At 74.0% G+C, this 20,297-nt stretch carries 15 protein-coding genes; 7 read left to right on the forward strand and 8 right to left on the reverse strand.

The genetic code is table 11. The annotated features are described in order from the left end of the window. Positions 1 to 12: 12 nt before the first annotated feature. Positions 13 to 2,082, reverse strand: coding sequence for a HelD family protein (locus FHS22_RS22480; protein WP_184944526.1), 2,070 nt, complete (start codon positions 2,080 to 2,082; stop codon positions 13 to 15). A 120-nt stretch (positions 2,083 to 2,202) separates the two neighbouring features. On the opposite strand from FHS22_RS22480, the gene FHS22_RS22485 reads away from it, so the two are divergent. Continuing rightward, on the forward strand, positions 2,203 to 2,529 hold the full coding sequence (locus FHS22_RS22485) for a hypothetical protein (RefSeq protein WP_184944528.1): 327 nt from the start codon (positions 2,203 to 2,205) through the stop codon (positions 2,527 to 2,529). A 196-nt stretch (positions 2,530 to 2,725) separates the two neighbouring features. Here the strand turns inward: FHS22_RS22485 and FHS22_RS22490 are convergent, their stop codons facing one another. The 4 genes from FHS22_RS22490 to FHS22_RS22505 all read right to left on the reverse strand — a co-directional run bounded on the left by FHS22_RS22490 (position 2,726) and on the right by FHS22_RS22505 (position 8,899). After that, on the reverse strand, positions 2,726 to 4,372 hold the full coding sequence (locus FHS22_RS22490) for a DNA repair helicase XPB (RefSeq protein ID WP_184944530.1): 1,647 nt from the start codon (positions 4,370 to 4,372) through the stop codon (positions 2,726 to 2,728). Between the two features lie 70 nt (positions 4,373 to 4,442). After that, a complete protein-coding gene (locus tag FHS22_RS22495) occupies positions 4,443 to 4,847 on the reverse strand; it encodes a hypothetical protein (RefSeq protein WP_184944532.1) in 405 nt (134 codons plus the stop codon). 46 nt (positions 4,848 to 4,893) lie between these two features. Beyond that, positions 4,894 to 6,453, reverse strand: coding sequence for an AMP-binding protein (locus tag FHS22_RS22500; RefSeq protein WP_184944534.1), 1,560 nt, complete (start codon positions 6,451 to 6,453; stop codon positions 4,894 to 4,896). Positions 6,454 to 6,484: 31 nt separating this feature from the next. Continuing rightward, complete coding sequence (locus FHS22_RS22505; RefSeq protein WP_184944536.1) at positions 6,485 to 8,899, reverse strand: helicase-associated domain-containing protein; 2,415 nt, start codon at positions 8,897 to 8,899, stop codon at positions 6,485 to 6,487. 123 nt (positions 8,900 to 9,022) lie between these two features. Here FHS22_RS22505 and FHS22_RS22510 point away from each other — a divergent pair, with 123 nt between their 5' ends. Next, complete coding sequence (locus tag FHS22_RS22510; RefSeq protein ID WP_184944537.1) at positions 9,023 to 10,084, forward strand: hypothetical protein; 1,062 nt, start codon at positions 9,023 to 9,025, stop codon at positions 10,082 to 10,084. Positions 10,085 to 10,127: 43 nt separating this feature from the next. On the opposite strand, the gene FHS22_RS22515 is transcribed toward FHS22_RS22510, so the two are convergent. Beyond that, positions 10,128 to 10,766: a TetR/AcrR family transcriptional regulator gene (locus tag FHS22_RS22515; protein WP_184944539.1), complete on the reverse strand. Its 639-nt coding sequence runs from the start codon at positions 10,764 to 10,766 to the stop codon at positions 10,128 to 10,130. Between the two features lie 232 nt (positions 10,767 to 10,998). Here FHS22_RS22515 and FHS22_RS22520 point away from each other — a divergent pair, with 232 nt between their 5' ends. Together FHS22_RS22520 and FHS22_RS22525 are read left to right on the forward strand one after the other, a co-directional pair. Next, positions 10,999 to 11,616, forward strand: coding sequence for an HAD family hydrolase (locus FHS22_RS22520; RefSeq protein ID WP_184944540.1), 618 nt, complete (start codon positions 10,999 to 11,001; stop codon positions 11,614 to 11,616). A gap of 122 nt (positions 11,617 to 11,738) precedes the next feature. After that, positions 11,739 to 12,137, forward strand: a complete 399-nt coding sequence (locus tag FHS22_RS22525; protein ID WP_184944542.1) for a cold shock domain-containing protein — start codon at positions 11,739 to 11,741, stop codon at positions 12,135 to 12,137. 21 nt (positions 12,138 to 12,158) lie between these two features. Here the strand turns inward: FHS22_RS22525 and FHS22_RS22530 are convergent, their stop codons facing one another. After that, positions 12,159 to 13,775: an MFS transporter gene (locus FHS22_RS22530; protein ID WP_184944544.1), complete on the reverse strand. Its 1,617-nt coding sequence runs from the start codon at positions 13,773 to 13,775 to the stop codon at positions 12,159 to 12,161. A gap of 200 nt (positions 13,776 to 13,975) precedes the next feature. Between FHS22_RS22530 and FHS22_RS22535 the strand changes: the two genes are divergently transcribed. Both FHS22_RS22535 and FHS22_RS22540 read left to right on the forward strand, forming a co-directional pair. Further along, positions 13,976 to 14,794, forward strand: a complete 819-nt coding sequence (locus tag FHS22_RS22535) for a DUF3027 domain-containing protein (protein ID WP_184944546.1) — start codon at positions 13,976 to 13,978, stop codon at positions 14,792 to 14,794. Between the two features lie 135 nt (positions 14,795 to 14,929). After that, positions 14,930 to 18,061 carry a sacsin N-terminal ATP-binding-like domain-containing protein gene (locus FHS22_RS22540; protein ID WP_184944548.1) on the forward strand — a complete coding sequence of 1,044 codons (3,132 nt, stop codon included), beginning with the start codon at positions 14,930 to 14,932 and terminating at the stop codon, positions 18,059 to 18,061. Between the two features lie 30 nt (positions 18,062 to 18,091). Here the strand turns inward: FHS22_RS22540 and FHS22_RS22545 are convergent, their stop codons facing one another. Then, positions 18,092 to 18,421: a DUF2530 domain-containing protein gene (locus tag FHS22_RS22545; protein WP_184944549.1), complete on the reverse strand. Its 330-nt coding sequence runs from the start codon at positions 18,419 to 18,421 to the stop codon at positions 18,092 to 18,094. 131 nt (positions 18,422 to 18,552) lie between these two features. On the opposite strand from FHS22_RS22545, the gene FHS22_RS22550 reads away from it, so the two are divergent. After that, a complete protein-coding gene (locus FHS22_RS22550) occupies positions 18,553 to 20,034 on the forward strand; it encodes an NCS2 family permease (RefSeq protein WP_184944551.1) in 1,482 nt (493 codons plus the stop codon). Positions 20,035 to 20,297: the final 263 nt, after the last annotated feature.

The following is a 20,297-nucleotide window of genomic DNA, read 5'->3' on the forward strand; positions in this document are numbered from 1 at the left end:
AAACTACCAGCGTCATCCGGCCAGCTGGGCGGGGAGGTCCTTGGTGTGCAGGACGGTCAACGAGGTGACCGCGCGGGTGAGCACCACGTAGAGCCGGGCCAGGCCGCGGGGTTCGGCCGCCACGATGTCGGCCGGTTCGGCCACGATGACGTGGTCGTACTCCAGGCCCTTGGCCAGGCCGGCGGGCACGACCAGGAGCCGGTGCTCCTCGACCGAGTCGGGGGAGAGCACCCGGTGGTCGAGGTGGGAGAGCATCCCGGAGACGGCGGCCACCGAGGCGTCGGGGACGATGACGCCGATCGAGCCCTCCCTGGACAGGGCCTCCGCGGCGGCCTCGGCCAGGGACGCGGCCAGGTCGGGCGCGGGCCGTACGGACAGCGAGCCCGCGCCGGGGCGCAGGGAGCGGGGCGCGGCCAGGTCCGGGGCGACGGAGGGGAGCAGCCGGGCGGCGTAGTCGAGGACCTCCCGGGGCACGCGGAAGCCGAGGGTCAGCTCGGTGACCGCGCCGTCGGCGAGGCCCAGGTGGGCGAGGACCTCGGTCCAGGAGCGGGCCGACCAGGGGGTGGTGCCCTGGGCGATGTCGCCCAGCACGGTCGCCGAGCCGGTACGGCACCGCCGCCCGAGCGCGCGCAACTGCATCGCCGACAGGTCCTGGGCCTCGTCCACGACCAGGTGGCCGAGGACCGGGGTCCGCTCGATCATGTCGGCGAGCTCGTCCATCAGCGCGCCGTCGGCCGCCGACCACTTCGCGGAGCGGAACGACTTGGCGGGCCTGGCCCAGAGCAGGGCGGCCCGCTCGTCGGCGGTGAGGTCGTCCTTCGCCGCCGCGGCGAGGAACTCCGCGTCGCTGAGGAGCCGGTACAGCACCTGGGCGGGGGTGAGCTTGGGCCAGACCCGGTCGACGAGCTGCCTGACCGGCTTGGACCGGGCGACCGCGTCCTGGACCCGGTCGTCGGGGGACTCGCCGCGCTGCTCCATCCGGACGAGGATCTGGTGGGCCAGGCGCTGGGCGAGGGCCGCGCGGCCGGGGCCGTACCGGGTGGTGCCGCGCAGCGAGGCGACGATCTCGCGGACCTCGTGGTCGGCGACCCGGTAGCGGTTGACCCCCTTCGTGAACAGCACCCCCTCGACCGGCTTGACGATGTGCATCCAGAGCGCGCGCTCCAGCACCGGGACGATCCGCGCGTCGCCCTTGATCGTGGAGACCGCGGGCTCCTCCGGCGCGGAGTGCTCGCCGAGGATGCCCGCGACCGTGGTCTGGTCGACCTTGACCTCGCCCAGTGCGGGGAGCACCGAGGAGATGTAGGACAGGAACGCGCGGTTGGGGCCGACGATCATCACGCCGGAGCGGGCGAGCTTCTCCCGGTGGGTGAAGAGCAGGTAGGCGGCCCGGTGCAGGCCGACGGCGGTCTTGCCGGTCCCGGGCGCGCCCTGCACGCACACGGTCTGCGCCAGGTCGGCGCGGACGATCTCGTCCTGGTCGGGCTGGATGGTCGCGACGATGTCGCGCATCGGCCCCGAGCGCGGGCGCTCGATCTCCTCGGTCAGGATCCTCGACTGCTGGAGCGCCTGGCCCTGACCGAGGTGCTCGTCCTCGAAGGCGGTCAGCTCGCCGCCGTGGTAGCCGAACCGGCGGCGGCGCGAGACGCCCATCGGGTCGGCCGGGCTGGCCTGGTAGAAGGCCCGGGAGACCGGGGCGCGCCAGTCGATGACCAGGGGGCGGCTCCGGTCGTCGTGGACGTGCCTGCGCCCGACGTGGATCGTGGCGGGCAGGTCGTCGTCGGCCGAGCGGTCGAGGCGGCCGAAGAAGAGCGGCGTGCCCGCGTGGTCGGCGAGCGCCGCCACCCGCTGGTCCAGCAGGGCCTGCAGGATCTGCTGGGAGACCCAGTCGCCGGCGGCGTCGGAGGAGAGGGACTGGGCGTGCTCGCGCATCGCGCGCAGGGCGGCGCGGGAGACGGCCAGGTGCTCGCGTTCGGCGGCGAGGGCCGCGGCGGGATCGGGGCCGGCCTCCGGCGTGGCGGCGGGCGCCGGGGCCGTGGAGGAGGTTGGGTCTATGTCGGGGGCCAACCGGTCGGTGGGCATGCGAAAAGCGCCTCTCATTCGGCAAACGGAGGTGGTGGTCATCAGGCAGCGAATTGACCAGCTTACCCAGGGCCGTCAGCGGTCTCAAAAGCATTAACCCCGGAGTGGGCGGCGGGGCCGGTGGGTATCTCCGAGGCCGTGCGGATCTCCATCGTGATACCGACCGTGGCCAACGCGCTGCTCGCCGCACTCTGGGTCATGTCGGTCTTCGCGGGGTGGGGAACGAAGGCCTTCTGCTCCGACGCGGGCTGCGCCGCCCGGATGAACGAGGTCGCGCTGGTCTCGGGGCTGTTCGCCGCCGTCGCGGTCTGCTGTACGGCCGCCGCCTGGCTGCCTCCGGCGGCCCGCCGCGACGACAGGCGCCTCATGGCGCTGACGGGGGCCGCGGCGGCCGCCTGGACGGCGGCCGTGGGCACGGTGTTCGCGGGCGGAATGATCGTCAGGTAGTCGATCTGTAACTCTCGGTCATTCTTTGTGAAACGGCGAAAAAGGCGGGCATATCCGGTGAATTGCGCAGATCATAGGGTATGCCGCCACTGGTCGTCGCGACCTCAGCGAGGGGGTGGTTTGTTTGTCGAAGACCCGCGGTATCTCGTGGATCTGACTCGGACGGTCGGCGTGCTCGTTCCGCGGCCCGGCGCGCCTAGTCGCCGGCGAGCACGTCGTCAGCATCGATGATCTGATATGCGTAGCCCTGCTCGGCCAGGAACCGCTGCCGGTGGGCGGCGAACTCCTGGTCGACGGTGTCCCTGCTCACCACTGAGTAGAACCGGGCCCCGCCTCCGCCGGCCTTGGGGCGCAGCACCCGGCCGAGCCGCTGGGCCTCCTCCTGCCGGGACCCGAAGGTGCCCGACACCTGCACGGCCACCGACGCCTCCGGCAGGTCGATGGAGAAGTTGGCCACCTTGGAGACGACCAGGACCCGGATCTCCCTGTCGCGGAAGGCCTGGAAGAGCCGCTCGCGCTCCTTGACCCTCGTCTCCCCCTTGATCACCGGCGCGCCCAGATGCTCGCCGAGCTCGTCGAGCTGGTCGATGTACTGGCCGATGATCAGCACCTGCTCGTCCGGGTGCCGCCTGACCAGCGCCTCGGCGACCCTGGTCTTGGACGACGTGGTCGCGCAGAAGCGGTAGCGCTCCTCGGCGTCGGCCATCGCGTAGGCGAGCCGCTCGGAGTCGCTGAGCGTCACCCGCACCTCGACGCAGTCGGCCGGCGCGATCCAGCCCTGGTTCTCCATCTCCTTCCACGGCGCGTCGTAGCGCTTGGGCCCGATCAGGGAGAACACGTCGCCCTCCCGGCCGTCCTCGCGCACCAGCGTCGCGGTCAGCCCGACCCGCCGCCTGGCCTGCAGGTGAGCGGTCATCCGGAAGATCGGCGCGGGCAGCAGGTGCACCTCGTCGTAGATGATCAGACCCCAGTCGCGCGCGTCGAACAGTTCGAGGTGCTTGTAGACGCCCTGCCGCCGGGTCGTCATCACCTGGTAGGTGGCGATGGTGACCGGCCGGATCTCCTTCTTCGTCCCGGTGTACTCGCCGATCTCGTCCTCGGTCAGGGACGTGCGGCGCAGCAGCTCCTGCTTCCACTGGTGGGCCGAGACCGTGTTCGTCACCAGGATCAGCGTGGTGGCCCTGGCGTGCGCCATCGCCGCCGCGCCCACGATCGTCTTGCCCGCCCCGCAGGGGAGCACGACCACGCCGGAACCGCCGTGCCAGAACGCCTCGGCCGCCTCGCGCTGGTAGGAGCGGAGCTCCCAGCCGTCCTCGGCCAGCACGATCGGGTGGGCCTCGCCGTCGACGTAACCGGCCAGGTCCTCGGCGGGCCAGCCCAGCTTGAGCAGGAGCTGCTTGATGTTGCCGCGCTCGCTCGGGTGCACCACCACCGCGTCGCCGTCCAGCCGCTCGCCCAGCAGCGGCTGGATCTTCTTCGAGCGCAGCACCTCCTCCAGCACGGCCCGGTCGGTGCTGGTCAGCACCAGCCCGTGGATGGGGTGCTTCTCCAGCCGGAGCCTGCCGTACCGCGCCATGGTCTCGGCGATGTCCACCAGCAGCGCGTGCGGCACCGGGTAGCGGCTGTAGCCGATCAGCGCGTCGATCACCTGCTCGGCGTCGTGCCCCGCGGCACGCGCGTTCCACAGCGCCAGCGGGGTCACCCGGTAGGTGTGCACGTGCTCGGGCGCACGCTCCAGCTCGGCGAAGGGCGCGATCGCCTTGCGGCACTCGTCGGCCTCTTCATGCTGAACTTCCAGTAGAAGGGTCTTGTCAGACTGTACGATCAGCGGGCCGTCGGCCACAGAATCTCTCCCTCATGTACGGCTACCGCATATCCAACAAGAGAACACGCCCCGGAAGTCCCGGGCCGGCTCAGGAGCCGAAGGCGTTGCTGAGGCCCGCGACGAGGAAGACGACGGTGGCCAGGGCGATCAGCCCCAGGTTGACGCCGATGCCGATCCAGGCCCACCTGATCAGGCCCCTGGCCCGCGGGGTCTCGGTCTCGACCTTGCCGAGCGCGATCCCCGACAGGACCGCTCCGGCGATGCCGCCGAGGCTGACGAAGCAGCTCAGCGCCAGCGTGATGCTGACCACCAGGGCGACGATCGCGTGCGTCCTGACCCCCTCGACGTCGAGGTGGGGCCCGGCTGCGTAGCCGTACGCCTGCCCGTGGGAGCCGTAGGGGTAGGGGCCGGAATCGTAGGGGTCGTAGGCGCCGTAGGGGCTCTTCCCGCCCCCCGGGTGCGTGCCGGGGCCTTCGGGGGTGCCACTGCTCACTGGAGAATCCGTCTCACTTCTGCGGAACCGTGCAGCTCAACAGATATCACGGCGGGGGCGGGCCGGACCCGGGGATGCCGAGACGGGCGCGGAGCGCCTTGCGGTCGAGCTTGAGGATGCTGGTGACCGGTATCGAGTCGGTGAAGTGCAGTTCGCGCGGGTACTTCACCCGGCCGACCCGGACCCGGGCCCAGTCGATGAGCTCCTCGGCCGTGGCCGTGGCCCCCGGGCGGAGCTGGACGAAGGCCACCACCTCCTCCCCGTGGACCGGGTCGGGGCGGCCGACCACGCCGGACATCAGCACGTCGCGGTGCTCGTTCAGGGCGTCCTCGACGTCGCGGGGGAAGACGTTGAACCCGCCCCGGATGATCAGGTCCTTCTTCCGGTCCACGATGTGCAGGTAGCCGTCGTCGTCCAGGCAGCCGATGTCGCCGGTGTAGAGCTCGTCGCCGACCAGCGCCGTCGAGGACGGGACGGGCGCGGTGTCGGGTGCGGCCTCCTCCGGGTCGCCGGTCCAGTACCCCCGCATCAGCGCCTCGCCGCGGACGCAGACCTCGCCCACGTCCCCGATCTCCAGCTCCTCGCCGTCGTCGTCCCTGACGGTGATCGTGTATCCGGGGAGCGGCAGGCCGACGCTGCCGACCTTCCGCCTGCCGGGCGGGTTGAAGGTGGTGACCGCGCTGGTCTCGGTGAGGCCGTACCCCTCCAGGATCTGCACGCCCGGCACCCGCCGCTCGAACTCCTCCAGCACCTCCCGGCCCAGCGGCGCCGCCCCGCAGGTCAGGTAGCGCAGCTCGGGCAGCTCGGTCTCCTCCAGCGGCTCGGCCAGCAGCATCTGCAGCATCGACGGGACCACCGCGCCGTACTGGACGAGCTGCCCGGCGGCCAGGTCCAGGAACGCCTTGGGGTCGAACCAGCGCATGAGCACGGCCTGCTGCGGCTCGACGGCGTGCATGCCCGCGATGGTGACGATCAGCCCGTAGGCGTGCGAGAGCGGAACCGGCACGATCGCCCGGTTCACGCCGGGCAGGTGGGACATCTCCTGGGCGGCCCGCGCGACGTGCCAGAGCCCGCCGTGGGTGAGCATGACGCCCTTGGCCCGGCCGGTCGTGCCGCCGGTGTACATCAGCGCGGCGAGGTCGGCCGGGTCGCGCGCGACCGCGCCCCGCTCCCGCGCCGCCTCGATCTCGGAGAACGGCGTCGTGCCCGCGGGGGCGTCGCCCACCACGACCACCGGGGTCTCCCCGGCGGCGGCCCGCACGGTCCCCAGCAGCTCGGGGGAGGTCACCACCGCCGCGGCCCCGCTGTCGGAGACGATGTGCCGCAGCTCCTCGACGCCGACGAGGAAGACCACGGGCGTGACCACCGCCCCCGCGGACCAGAGCGCCTGGTAGACGATCGGCACCTCCGGGCAGGTGGCCATCATGACCACCACCCGGTCGCCGGGCCCGATCCCGAACGCCCCGAAGCCGCCCGCGGCACGTCTGGCGCGCCCGGCGAGCGCCTCGGCGCGGTGCCAGGTGCCCTCGTAGTACAGCGAGTCGACGTCTCCGAACCGGGTCCACGACTCCTCCGCCAGCCGGCCCAGGGTGTGCTCAGCGCTCATGACGCCAACGTGATCCGGTACGGCCGCGCCGTCAACCCTGGACCTCGGCCACCCCCGTGATGCGGTGCAGGGCGAAGCGGTGCACCGCGGCCCGCGTCTCGTCGTAGGCGGTGAGGTAGCCGCCCTCCATCCGGGCCGGTTCCAGGATGCGGCTGGTGGCGTTGCCCTGGGAGTCGAGGTAGCCGATCCAGACCTGGGAGCCCTGCCGGATGGCCTCGCGCAGCGCGCCGATCGTGGCGGTCGCCGGGGACCGGGGCACCTGGCCCTCGGGCGCGTCCACCGGCCTGCGCCGGGCCCGGTGGGCGGCGTCCCCGGCGCGCACGGCGCGCACGGCCGCCGTGATCACCTCGGCGTCCAGCCCGGTGAACGCGGCCGGGACGCGCTGCTGCGGCGGGCCCTCGGTCCTGCGCACGTCGAGCTGGGTGACGATCACGTCGCCGTCCAGGGACTCGGCCACCGGCGCGTAGCCCATCGCGCGCAGCGAGTCGACCAGGGTCGCCCGGGAGGTCTTGGAGGCGATCACGGTGGGGGCCAGGCGGCGCAGCCGCAGGGGGGTCGCCCGGCGGTCGGCCATCACCTCGTCGAGCACCGTGGGGTCGTCGCAGCGCACGTAGGCGCTGGCGGTGCCGATCCGCATGCGGCCGTGGCGCCGGGCCACGTCGGAGACCAGGTAGGCGAGCGGCTGCGGGACCGGGGTCGTCGAGTGCCGCGCCAGCATCGCCAGCATCTCGTCGGCGCCCTGCCCGGCGTCCAGCGCCCGCCGGATCGAGCCCTCGGAGAACCGGTAGACCGTCGCGCCGCCGGTGGACTCCACGTCGGCGGCCAGCGCCAGCCAGCGGCCCAGCTCACCGGTGAGCGGGCCCGGCGCCACGGCGGTCAGGTCGGCCTGGAGCAGCACGTGGTCGAGGGGCTCGGGCAGCAGCGGGGCCAGCAGCTCAGCGGCCCCGGATCCGGGGGCCGTACGGCTCCCGCCCTCGGCTCCGGACCCCGGGACCGGGCGGATCAGGGCCCGCCCGTGGCCGGAGAGCGCGCCCAGGCCGGTGACCCCGATCTGCTCGGCCTCCCGCAGGGCGAACTCCACCAGCCGGTCGCGGTCGGCGACCCGGCGGCGCGGCTGCTCCCAGGCGAGGCGCTCGCGGACCGCCTCCAGGGTCGGGGCCAGCGGGGCGTCGGGCCCGCCCGCCGCCGCGAGCATGGCCAGCGTGGTGGCGCGGACCTCCGGTGCGGCCGCGCGGCGCAGGTCGGGGTGGAGGGCGCTGCGCAGCCGGTCGCGCTCGTCCCGCTCGCCGATCATGCCCGGCACCCGGTCCATGGCGAGCCAGGTCGTGGCCAGCGCCGTCCAGCGCTCCTCGGCGGGGCGGACCTTCCAGGCGTCGTAGCCGGGGGTGGGCATCCAGTCGCCGTCGACCGAGCCGCTCGCGGCCACCAGCCCCGCCGCGTGCGCCACCTCGATGATGAGGGCGGCCGCCCACTCGGGCAGGTCGAGCAGGGCCGCGGTGCGCTTCAGGTCGCGCACGGCCAGGCCGCCGCCGCGGAGCACGCCGGGCGGGTCGGCGCTCCACCGCTCGCACAGCTCCTCCACCGCGCGGGTGAACGTGAACGCCTGCCCGGCGGCGGTCCGGTCGGCCAGCGCGCGGTCGCGGGCGGTGCCGCCGAGCGGGGGAGGGACGGGCGACAGGTCCCGGTGGATCCGGCCGTCGCGGAGGAACAGCCCGACCTCGCGGGGCAGCACGACGGACTCCTCGCCGGTCGCGGCCAGCAGCGCGCGGGCGAGGAGCTGCTCGATGGGGGAGCGGGCGGTGGCCACCCGCACCTCCCGGCGCGCGTTGGGCACCCGCCCCCCGGCCGGCCCCCAGGCCAGCTCGTCGAGGGCCGCGCGGGCCTGCGGCGAGACCTCCCCGACCAGCCGTGCGACGGTCTCCCGGTCGGCCAGCAGCGCGGCGAGCCCCTCCTTGGTCCCGCCGCCGCCCCCGCCGAGATCCTCGACCAGCTCGGCCAGCCGCTCCGCGTGGTAGTGGCGGAACGTCTCCGCCGCGGGCGGGCCCAGTCCCGCCGGGCCGTCCAGCACCTCCCGCACGCCCGGGGCGGGGACCAGGGCCCGGTCGGGCCCGTGGACGAGGGCCAGCGAGCGGAGCCGGTCGACCGTCTCCCGGAAGCGGGCCTCGAACACCGAGTCCGCGGGACCGCTCAGCCCGCGGGCCACCTGGGCGCGGAGCGGCCGGTAGGCGACGGGCGGGGCGAGCACGGCGAGCGTCTCCAGGACCGCGGAGGTGAACCGGTCGAGGCGGTCGAGCACCCGGCCGATCGCCGACGGGCTGCTGGCCCGGCCGGCCAGTCCCTCGACGTGGGCGGGGACCGGGGTGATGAGCTCCGGACGCAGGGTGACGAGCTCCCTCAACTGCTCGTCACTCCGGCCGCGCAGCCACTCCGCGAACTCCGTGCTCATTCCGACAATGGTAAGCCGCTCCGCCGACAATGTGCCGTAGGGGGAAATGTCCATGACCATCTGATCGGCGCCGAATCGGGGAAGGGGTCGCCCGGAGGACACCGCTGAGGGAGGATGGCGAGAGTGATCGAGCATGCCGACCAGCTCGTCCTGGAGTACGTCAGCCGGGCGGCCGACGCCGCGCACGGCGTGCTCCGCCCGGAGCAGAGGATCGACTTCGTCCACCGCCTGCGCGCGCGGATCGACGCCGAGCGGAGGGGGTCGGAGAGCGCCGCCGTCGCGGAGAAGGTTCTCGCGATCTTCGGTGACCCGGCGGTCCTGGTGGAGCGGGAGGTCAGGCGCCTGGCGGGGGAGACGCCCGGCCGTACGGCGGGGCCCGCGCCCCGGCCGGTCCCGGCCGACCCCCCGACGCTCGTCGCCTCCGTGGAACCCGTCACCCAGGAGCTCCCCGCGGTGGAGGCGCGGCCGCCGGGCACGGCGCCGGCCGCGCGGGCGCCGCTCCCGGCGGGCGCGCCGCCCGGCGGCGGGCTCCGGGCGGTACCGCCCGGCATGGCCAGGTCGATGGAGGAGGCCAGGAGGATGCTGGCCGGAGAGCGGTCCGGAACCCGGTTCGCCCGGCGCCGGAGGCGGTCCGGACGGGACGGCGGCGACGGGGAGGAGCCGGGCGGGCCGGAGGGCGCCGGGAGGGCGCGCGGAAGAAGACCGCGCGGCGGGAGGGCGCGCGCGGGGAGGGCGCGCGGCGGGTGGCGGACCGGGCGGGACCGCCGGGCCGGAGACGGGTGGGACGCCTCCGGCGCGGTCGCGGTCCTGGCCGGTCATCCGCGCGAGGTGGCGGGACTGGTCGTGCTCGCCCTCGCCGCGCTCCTCGTCCCGCTCCCGCTGGCGCCGATCGCGGTCTTCCCGGTCCCGGCCGTGGTCTGGGCGGTCGGGGCGGTGATCGTGCTGTCCTGCGCGGGCTGGGAGGTCGGCGACAAGGTGCTCGGCGCGGCCGTGCCGGTGTTCGCCTACTCCGTCGGCGGCGTGGTGGCGGCGTTCGTCCGTACCGGGGGGAGGTTCGACCTGATGGTCGCGGACTTCTTCGAGGTGAGCGGGGTCATGTTCGTGATCGGCACGGCGCTGGGCGTGCTCTGGCTGGTCCACCGGCTGGTCAGCCCGCCCGCCCCGCTCACGGGGAGGACGCGGTAGCCGCCCGCCGCGGGGCTCGGCCCGCGCTTCCCGCCGCGGGGGCTCAGCCCGCGCTTCCCGCCGCGGGGCTCAGCGCCGCGGGGCGGGGCAGGAGGCCGAGCGCGAGCTGCACCCAGGCGGCCACGAAGCGGTCGCGCTCCGCGTGGCCGGGAGGCTCGCCCACCGTCTCCTGGAACAGCCGGTAGTGGACCACCGCGCCGCCGAGCACGGCGCCGAGCGCGGCCCAGTCGAGGTCGGCCTCGGCGTACTCGGGCTGGGCGCGGAACCACGTGGTGATCGCGTCGAACATGGGCTGGAGCAGTCCTTCGCGCACGACCGCCACCAGTTCGGGGAACTGGCTCAGGTCGCGGAAGAAGACGCGCGTCAGCTCGCTCTCCTCGCGGACCTTGGCCAGTCCGGCCCGGCACAGGCGGGACAGGCGGGCCTCGACGCCGAGGGAGGCGTCGACGACGTCCAGCTCGGCCAGTGCCTCGGCGATCTGGGCCCGGGTGCGGGAGGCGTGCTCGTTCATCGCGGCGGCCAGCACCTCGTACTTGGACTTGAAGTGCCGGTAGAGCCCGCCCGCGCCGGGGGAGAGCCCGGAGGCGGCCTCGATCTCGGCCACCGAGGTCGCCGAGTACCCCCGCTCGGCGAAGAGCCGCAGGGCCTCGTCGATGATCCGCTCGCGCGTCGATCTGGTCATTTCTCTGCCGATACCTCCGCCATGACCCTATCCACTGGGGAATCCGCCGGAGCACGGATCCCCCTGCCGGGACCTGTGGGGACGACCACTCCGCCGCCCGGTAAGTGATTCCTTTCCAAAGGGTTCCACAGGTTTCGCCGCCGCGTACAGCACTCCCCGGACGCTGTGTCGCGAATCAACGGAAGAAAACTGGGATTACCCAGTTATGCGGTGCTTTGGCATGCTTCGAGGTATGCATTCGGTGGGGTTCGACCTCGACATGACACTCGCGGACACCCGCGCGGGCATCGCCGCCGTCTACGACGAGCTGTCCCTGCGCCTCGGGGTGGCCATCGACAGCGCCTCCGTGGTGGCCCGGCTGGGCCCGCCGCTGGAATGGGAACTGGCCAACTGGCTCCCGGCCGAGGAGGTCCCCGGAGCCGCCGCGGTCTTCCGGTCGCTCTACCCCTCGCTCGCCGTACCCGCCACCACCCTCATGCCCGGCGCGCGGGAGGCCGTCGAGGCCGTACGGCGGGCCGGAGGCAGGGTCATCGTGGTCACCGGCAAGAACCTCCGCGACGCGCGGAGCACGGTGGAGTTCCTCGGCCTGGGGGTGGACGAGGTCGCCGGATCGGTTTTCGGCGCCGACAAGGGTCCGGCTCTCGCGACTTTCGGCGCGGCGGCCTATGTTGGAGATCACGTCGCCGACATCGAGGCGGCGCGGGCGGGAGACGCCGTCAGCGTGGCGGTGGCGACCGGCCTCTATCCGGTAGGAGAGCTGCGTGATCACGGAGCCGATGTCGTGCTGGGAGACCTGACCGAGTTCGCCGGGTGGTTCGACGGGTGGCGCACCCCGGCCGCGCTCGTCTAGGGCGTCCGCAGGGCACTCCTCCAACCGGCGACGCTTCGCCCGGTTTACCCGGTCGCCCTCGGACCCCCGTGGGCATAACCTGTTTCCATTCCTTCAACGAGAGTCTGAACGAGGTCACCCCTGTGCCGAGTGGCAAGGTCAAGTGGTACGACGCCGACAAGGGTTTCGGCTTCCTCACCCGCGACGACGGCGGTGAGGTCTTCGTGCATTCGTCCGCGCTGCCCGGCGGCGTGGACTCCCTCAAGCCGGGCCAGAAGGTCGAGTTCGGCGTGGCCGAAGGGCGCCGCGGCCAGCAGGCGCTCTCGGTCCGCGTGATCGACCAGCCCCCCACCCTCGCCAAGGCGGCCAAGCCGAAGGGCAAACGCAAGAAGCCCGACGAGATGGTCGTCATCGTCGAGGACCTGATCAAGCTCCTCGACGCGGTCTCCACGTCCTACCAGAAGGGCAAGCACCCGGAGGCCGCGCACGCCAAGAAGATCGCCACCGTGCTCCGCGCGGTCGCCGACGACCTGGACGCCTGACCGCGCGCACCGCGCGGGCCCTCAGCCGTGCGGGTTGGTCAGCGGCTTGGTCCGCTTCTCCGCGGGGGGATCACCACGCCGCACGACGGTGGTGGTGGTCCCCCCGTTCCGGCTCTCCGGGCGCGCCGCGCCGGACTCCGCCCCCGGGGCGGCGGGCGCCCTCCTCGGGGCGGCGGCCCGGGCGGCCGCGACGCGGGCGTCCCGCTCCCGGATCCGCGCACGCCGCCGGAGCAGCAGCCAGCCGAGCGAGACCGCCAGCACCGCGGCCATCGCCGCGAGCCCGCCGGGTCCGGCGGCGAACAGCGAGAGCAGCAGCCCGACCAGCCCTCCGCCCACCCAGGCGATCTGCAGGAACGCCTCGACCACGCCGAAGGTGGACGAGCGCACCTCCTCGCCGATCTCGCGCTGCACGATCGCGTCCAGCGCCAGCTTGCCCAGCCCCTGCGCGAACGCGGCCACCAGGGCGACGGCCACCGCCGTCCACAGGGAGAACACCGCGGCCGCCACGGCCGTGGCCGCCCCCGACAGCGCGAGCGTGGCCAGCACGATCACCTGCGGCGAGTGGTTGCGCACCCATGAGGCCACGCCCGCCCCGGCCAGGCCGCCCGCCCCGGCGGCCAGCGCCAGCACGCCGATCGTGACCGCCGTCGGCAGGCCCGGCACCTTCTTCTCCTGCACCAGGAAGAGCAGGTAGAACAGGAGGAACCCGGAGTAGAGGCGGATGGCGACGTTGGCCAGCATCGACTCGGCGACCACCGGGCCCACGTTGAGCATGGTGCGCCAGCGGGGCGGGCGCTCGTCGTCCTCCTGGAGCTCCTCCAGGTCCGGGGAGTCGACGTGGCGCGGGAGCCGTACGGCCAGCACCCCCTGGAGCAGGAAGAGCAGCATCGCCGCGCGCAGCACCCACTCGGCGCCGAGCCAGGCGCTGGCGCCCGCCCCGGCCGGCACCGCGATCCCGGCCGAGACCAGCGCGAACAGCGCGACCCTGGCGTTGGCGGTGACCAGCGCGATGTCCGCGGGCAGCACGCTGGGCATGATCGCGGCCCGGGAGACGTTGTAGGCCTTGGACAGCACCAGCACGGCCAGCGCCGCCGGGAAGATGGTGAACGCGTCCTCGGAGACGACCGCCGCCGCCATCGCGAAGCAGAGCAGCCCGCGGCCGAACAGGGTGCCGGCCATGACGAAACGGCGGCCCGAGCGGAACCGGTCGAGGACCGGCCCGACGAACGGCGCGACGACCACGAACGGGATCATCGTGATCAGCAGGTAGAGCGCGACCTGCCCCCGGGCCTCGTTGACCGGCAGCTTGAACAGCGTCCCGGCCAGCGCCGCGGTGACCAGCGCGTCGCCCGCGCTGTGCGCGGCGGTCAGCTCGATCAGCTGGCCCAGCCCCGTACGGCCCGCCCCCTGGGCGTGGGTCAGCCGCCGCGTGGCCCGGCCGGCCCCCCGGGTGGCGCCGGCGACGCCGCGCCCGGCCCGCGCCGCCGCCCGCCCGGTGCTCTTGCCCGCCTGCGCCGCGGCCCTTCCCGTGCTCCTGCCGGCCCGCACGGTCGCCCGCCCCGCCTCGGCGGCCGCACGGCCGAACCGGCGGGAGGCGTCCACCGCCGTCCGCCACGTTCTCTCCCAGCCACCTGCCACACATCCAGTCTTACCTGACGGACAGATGTCTTGCCCGGCCTGACCGGTCGCTTGCCGGACGATGGGCGGTATCCGGTGCGGTCCGCTCCGGGCATGGGCGAGAATGAAACCGTGAGTGAACGAGCCAATGGACACGGCGCCCCCCGGGCCGCGAGTGGACACGGCGCCCCTCGGGTTGCGAGGACGACGAAGGAGGACTCGTGACCCGTACCCGAGCCCGTGCCGCAGCCCCCGACCAGGCGTGCGCCGCCGCGGTCGACCTGGCCCGTTCCGCGGTCGAGGAGGACGTCAGGCCGGACGAGATCGGCGATCACCTCGGGGTCGAGAGCGAGGGCGACCGGATCGTCACCCACTACTTCGCCTGCCTGGACCGCGCCTACCGCGGGTGGCGATGGGCGGTCACCGTCACGCGGGCCTCCCGCGCGCGCAACGTCACGGTGAGCGAGGTCGTGCTGCTGCCCGGCGCCGGCGCGATCCTGCCGCCCCCGTGGGTGCCGTGGAGCGAGCGGCTGCGCCCGGGTGACCTGGGCGTGGGCGACCTGCTGCCGACCACCGACGACGACGACCGGCTCGCGCCCGGTTTCACCGAGACCGACGACGAGACCGACCGGCAGATGATCTTCGAGTACGGCCTCGGCCGGGCCCGGGTGCTCTCCCCGATCGGCCGCGACCTCGCCGTGCGGCGCTGGCACGCCGGCGAGTCCGGCCCGCACACCCCGATCGCGCACGCCGCTCCGGCGCAGTGCTCCACCTGCGGCTTCTACTGGCCGCTCGCGGGCGCGCTCCGCACCGGCTTCGGCGTCTGCGCCAACGAGTACGCCCCCGACGACGGCAAGGTGGTCGCCGCCGACCACGGCTGCGGCGCGCACTCCGAGGCGACCGTGGTGCCGCACCAGGTGGAGCCGGCCGTCCCGATCCTCGACGACCACCTCTACGACCTGGAGGAGGAGCCCTCCGAGGCGGATCTGGCCGGCTCCGTGGACGACGCCTCCTCCGACGAGCCGCTGGGCCACTCCTGACCGGCCGGGCCGGGATTGTCCTCCCGGCTCGGTATGCTCCGGGGCCGTCATTCCGCCGTCGTCCGGATCGCCTTCGGTCCCGGTCCGGAGGCGGGGTGACGCCGTCCGCGGGCCCCGACGTTTGGAATCATCGCTGTGACTGACACCTTCGGCACCGACCGGCTGCGCTCCGCCGTGCTCGCGGCGTGGACCGCCTCACCCGCGCGCTTCCGCGAGGACGCCAACGCGGAGGAGGACTTCGCGCTCGGCGGCTACCGCGACCGGCTGATCGTCGAGCTCGCGCAGAACGCCGCCGACGCCGCCCTGCGGGCCGGGGTCCCCGGCCGCCTGCGGCTCTCGCTGCGCGAGGGCGTGCTCTCGGCCGCCAACACCGGCGCCCCGATCGACGCCGCCGGGATCGAGAGCCTGTCCACCCTCAGGGCCTCCGCCAAGCGCGACGAGGCCGGGGCGACGGGCCGGTTCGGGGTCGGGTTCGCGGCCGTGGTCTCGGTCTGCGACGAGCCGGTGATCGGCTCACTCGGTTCCGGGGTGGTCCGCTGGTCCCGCGAGCAGACCGCCGCGCTGGTGGCCGCCGAGCCCGCGCTGGCCCGGGAGCTCGCCGAGCGCGGCGGGCACGTGCCCCTGCTCCGCCTGCCGTTCCCCGGCGGGCCGGTGGAGATCCCGCAGGGGTTCGACACGCTGGTACGGCTCCCGCTGCGCGACGGCGCGGCGGTGGAGGCCGTCCGGGGGATGCTCCGGGAGGCAGGGCCCGCGCTGCTGCTCGGCATGCCCGTCCTGGAGTCGATCGAGATCGACGTGGACGGCGAGACCCGGACCGTCGTCCCGGACGGCTGGCGGGTCGTCTCGGCCTCCGGGCGGTTCTCCCCGGACCAGGCGGCCGAGCTGTTCGCCGACCGGCCGACCGAGGAGCGCGCCCGGCCGTACTGGCAGGTCCGCTGGGCCGTGCCCGTCACCCCGCAGGGGGCGGCGGGATCCGGCGGGGGCGCCCGGAGCGGTTCCGGGGCCGGGGACGGGCCGGTGGGCGGCGAGCCGCTGCCGCTGCCCGCGAGGGTGCCGGCCGTGGTGCACGCGCCGACCCCCAGCGACGAGCCGCTCGACCTGCCCGCGCTGCTGATCGCCTCCTTCCCGCTGGCCACCGACCGGCGGCACGTCGCGATGGGCCCGCTCACCGACTTCCTGGTCGAGCGCGCCGCGGAGGCCTACCTGGAGCTGCTCTCCGGACTGCCCCGCACTCCGAAGCTGCTCGACCTCGTGCCCGGCCTGATGGGCAAGGGCGAGCTCGACGCCCGCATCCGCAGGGCGATCCTGCGGGTGCTCCCGGACGCCCCGCTCCTGCCCGCGCTCTCCCCGCCCGCCGACCCCCCGGCGGCCGAGGGCGGGGACCTGGTCGTGCCCGGCAGGCGGGCCTCGGTGGTGGCGGCCCCCGGCGCGCTGCTGGAGAAGGTCGCCGCCGTGGTGCCCGGCCTGCTGCCCGCCGGATGGCCGTCCCGGCACCCCGCGATCGCCGCGCTCGGCGTGAGGCGGGTGGAGCTGGCCGACGTCGTGGACCTGCTCGCCGGCGACCTCTCCGGCGGTGCGGCCGAGGACCGGGATCCGGCCTGGTGGCGCTCGCTGTACGAGGTGCTGCCCGCCGACGACCCCGAGGCACTCGGCGCGCTGCCGGTCCCGCTGGCCGACGGCCGCCTGGTCCGCGGGCCGCGCGGCACGCTCGTGCTGACCGAGCGCGGCTCCCTGGACCTGGCCGTGCTCGCCCCGCTCGGCCTCCGCGTGGTCCATCCCGCCGCCGCCCACCCGCTCCTGCTCCGCCTCGGCGCCGGTGAGGCGACGCCCCGGACGGTCCTGGAGGACCCGCTGACCCGCGCGGCGGTCTCCGAGTCCCTGGAGAGTGCCGACCCCGAGCCGGTGGCCCAGGCGGTGCTCGCCCTGGTCGACGCGGCCGGGCTGACCGCGGGCGAGGCCCCCTGGCTGGCCGACCTGGCGCTGCGCGGCGCCGACGGCGGGCTCTACCCGGCGGGCGAGCTGCTGCTGGCCGAGGGCGCGCTGGCCGGACTGCTGGACTCGGAGACCCACTTCGGCACCGCGGCCCCCGAGCTGGTGGAGCGGTACGGCTCGCGGGTGCTGGCCGCGACCGGGGTGCTCGACGGCTTCGCCGTGGTGAACGACGCCGACGTCATGATCGACCCGGACGAGTGCGACCACGACCTGGACCGCGAGGACGAGTGGCTGGAGCACGTGCTCGACCTCCTGCCCGAGCTGGACGTGCCCCCGGTGGCGCGCGAGTTCTCCGCCGTCCGGGACCTGGAGTACGTCGCCGACTGGCCCGCCGCCCTCGCCCTGCTCTCCCGGCCGCCGCTCCGCTCGGTCCTGCACCCGCTGCGCGTCCTGGCGGCGGGAGAGGTCGTGGAGGTGCCCTCCTACACCGCGTGGTGGCTCTCCACCCACCCGGTGCTCGGCGGGAAGCGCCCCACGGAGCTGCGCCTGGCCACCGGCGACCCGCTGCTGTTCGGCCTGTACGGCGAGGCCCCGGCCGCCGCCGACGAGGCGGCCCTGGCGATGATCGGCGTACGGACCACCCTGCCCGACCTGCTCGCCTCGCACGGCGGCCCGGACGAGCTCCTCGACCTGCTCGCCGACCCCTCGATCGAGGTCGACCGGGCCCAGTTGCGGGCCCTGTGGGTGGCCCTCGCCGCGGTCGATCCGGCCCGCGTCGCGCCGCCGCGCGCGGTCCGCGCCGTCCGCGACGGCGAGATCGTCGTCGCGGACGTCGAGGACGGGCACCTGCTCTCCGGTGGCCACGGCCACGGCTCCGGCCCGGGTTCCGGGTCGGGCGAGCCGGTCGTGGTGGAGGCGCCGGACCTGCTCCCGCTGGTGGCGGACCGGCCGCTGGTCCTGGCCCCGTTCGACCTGGCCGAGGCCCTGTCGGAGCTGCTCGACCTGCCGCTCGCGGGGGAGGAGGCGGCCGGCGAGGTGACCTCCCTGGGCGAGGTGCGGCAGGTCCCGCCCGCCGTGCGGTCCCTGCTGCCGACCGCTCCGGCGACCTACCTGGAGCACGAGAAGCTCCTCGTGGACGGCGTCCCGGTCACCTGGCGGTTCGACGAGGGCGTCGTGCACGCCTGCGGGGTGGAGGGACTGGCGCGGGGGCTGGCGTGGGCGTCGGGTCAGTGGGGAGACCGGCTCGCGGTCGCCGCGCTGCTGCGCGACCCCGCCGCGGTGCCGCTGCTGCTCGCCGAGGCCGACCTGGACAGCTGGACCGCCTCGACCGGCTGACGCCCGGGCGGGGCCGTACCGGCGGGGCCGTCAGGTGACCGGCCGCCCGCGGTCGTCGAGTGCACCGGGGGCGCCGGCCTCCGGGGCGGGCGGGGCGGGCGGGACCGCCGTCGCGGGCTCGACCGGCGCCTCCGAGGCGGGCGGCGGGCCGTGGCGGTCGCGCCGCCGGACGTACCAGAGGCCGAAGAGGCCGCCGCACAGGCCCGACACGCACGTCCAGATCCACCACTGGTGCTCCGGCCCCGGCCGGAGCACCAGGAGCACGATCAGGGCGATCACCCACAGGCCCATGCCCGCGAGGATCGTCGCCGTGTCGTTGGTCTTCAGCGGCTGGAGATCCTGACGGTGAGGCTGGTTCACACGATCCAGCGTAGGCGACGAAATCCCACTACCCGCAAAACGGGCCGCGTGAGGGCGCGGATCGGTTGCGATCCCATCACCATCGTGAACCGGGTCTTCCGGACAGGAGTGCTTACTGCCACCCTGCGTCCGTGAGTGACGCTAAGACAGTTCATGATGCTAAAACACCCCCAATAAACGCCCTTGACCGTTTCTTCCACATCTCCGAGCGCGGCTCGTCGGTGGGCCGGGAGGTCCGCGGCGGCTTCGCGACCTTCTTCACGATGGCCTACATCGTGGTGCTCAACCCCCTGATCATCGCCACGGCCAAGGACGTCGAGGGTCAGTACATCGCCGACGCGACCTCGGCGCCCATCCCCCTGGTGGCCGCGGGCACCGCCTTCGTCGCCGGGATGCTCAGCATCCTGATGGGCGTCATCGGCAAGGTGCCGTTCGCGATGGCGGCGGGCCTGGGCCTGAACGCCTTCGTCACCTTCGGCATCGCCACGCAGATGTCGTGGGAGTCGGCCATGGGCCTGGTCTTCCTGGAGGGCGTGATCATCGCCCTCCTGGTGCTGACCGGCTTCCGCACGGCGGTGTTCAACGCCATCCCGGCCCAGCTCAAGACCGCGATCAGCGTCGGCATCGGCCTGTTCATCGCGCTGATCGGCTTCGTGGACGCCGGTTTCGTCCGCAAGGCCCCCGCCACGCCGCTGGAGCTGGGCATCGGCGGCAACCTCACCAGCTGGCCGATCCTCGTGTTCGTGGTCGGTCTGCTGCTGATCGCCCTGCTGGTGGCCCGCAAGGTGAAGGGCGCGATCCTCATCGGCATCGTCGCCACCACGGTCCTGGCGATCGTCGTCGAGGCGGTGGCCAAGGTCGGCGGCCCGGGAACGCCCGACAACCCCAACCCGTTCGGCTTCCGGCTCGTCGTCCCCGAGCTGCCCGACAACATCTTCGGGTTCACCAACCCGCTGGTGCTGTTCAGGGAGTTCGATCCCGTGGGCGCGTTCAGCTCCGTCTCGGTCATCATGGTCCTGCTGCTCGTCTTCACCCTGCTCATCACCGACTTCTTCGACACCATGGGCACGATCGTCGGCGTCGGCGGCCAGGCCGGGCTGATCAGGGAGGACGGCACGCTGCCCAGGACGCGCGAGATCCTGCTCGTCGACTCGATCGGCGCGGCGGCCGGCGGTGCAGGCTCCGTCTCCTCCAACACGACCTACATCGAGTCGGCCGCAGGCGTGGGCGAGGGCGCGCGCACCGGCCTGGCCAGCGTGGTCACCGGCGTGCTGTTCCTGCTGGCGATCTTCCTCTCGCCGCTGGTCGCGGTCGTCCCCTACGAGGCCGCCGCCCCGGCCCTGGTCGTCGTCGGCTTCCTGATGATGACCGCGATCCGCGACATCGACTTCACCGACTACGAGATCGCCATCCCGGCGTTCCTCACCATCGTGGTCATGCCGTTCAGCTACTCGATCGCCAACGGCATCGGCGCCGGGTTCATCACCTTCGTGCTGATCAAGCTGGTGAAGGGCAAGGCCCGTGAGGTGCACGCGCTGATGTGGGTGGTCGCGGCGCTGTTCGTCGTCTACTTCGCCCTCGGTCCCATCAAGGTCCTGCTCGGCCTCGCCTGAGGACCGGTTCAGCGGGCCGTCACGGTGGCCGAGTCGAGTCACCGTGACGGCCTTCCGTACCCGGAGCGCTTCCGGCGGCAGGTCGCAGGCCCGGGCGGCAACGTCACCGGGAACATCGATTGGAAAGGGGCCGAATGGGGATCTGGGGGCCGGCGAACAGCCGACTGCCGGGAGCGACTCTGGTAGGTGAGGCACGCGACCACGGTCGGGTGCGGACCGTCCTGCGCGGGAAGGACGGACGGTGAGCTCGACGATGCCGTCGA

Source organism: Thiemannella venezuelensis, from assembly GCF_014203605.1.
Classification (GTDB): Bacteria; Actinomycetota; Actinomycetes; order Streptosporangiales; family Streptosporangiaceae; genus Planomonospora_A; species Planomonospora_A venezuelensis.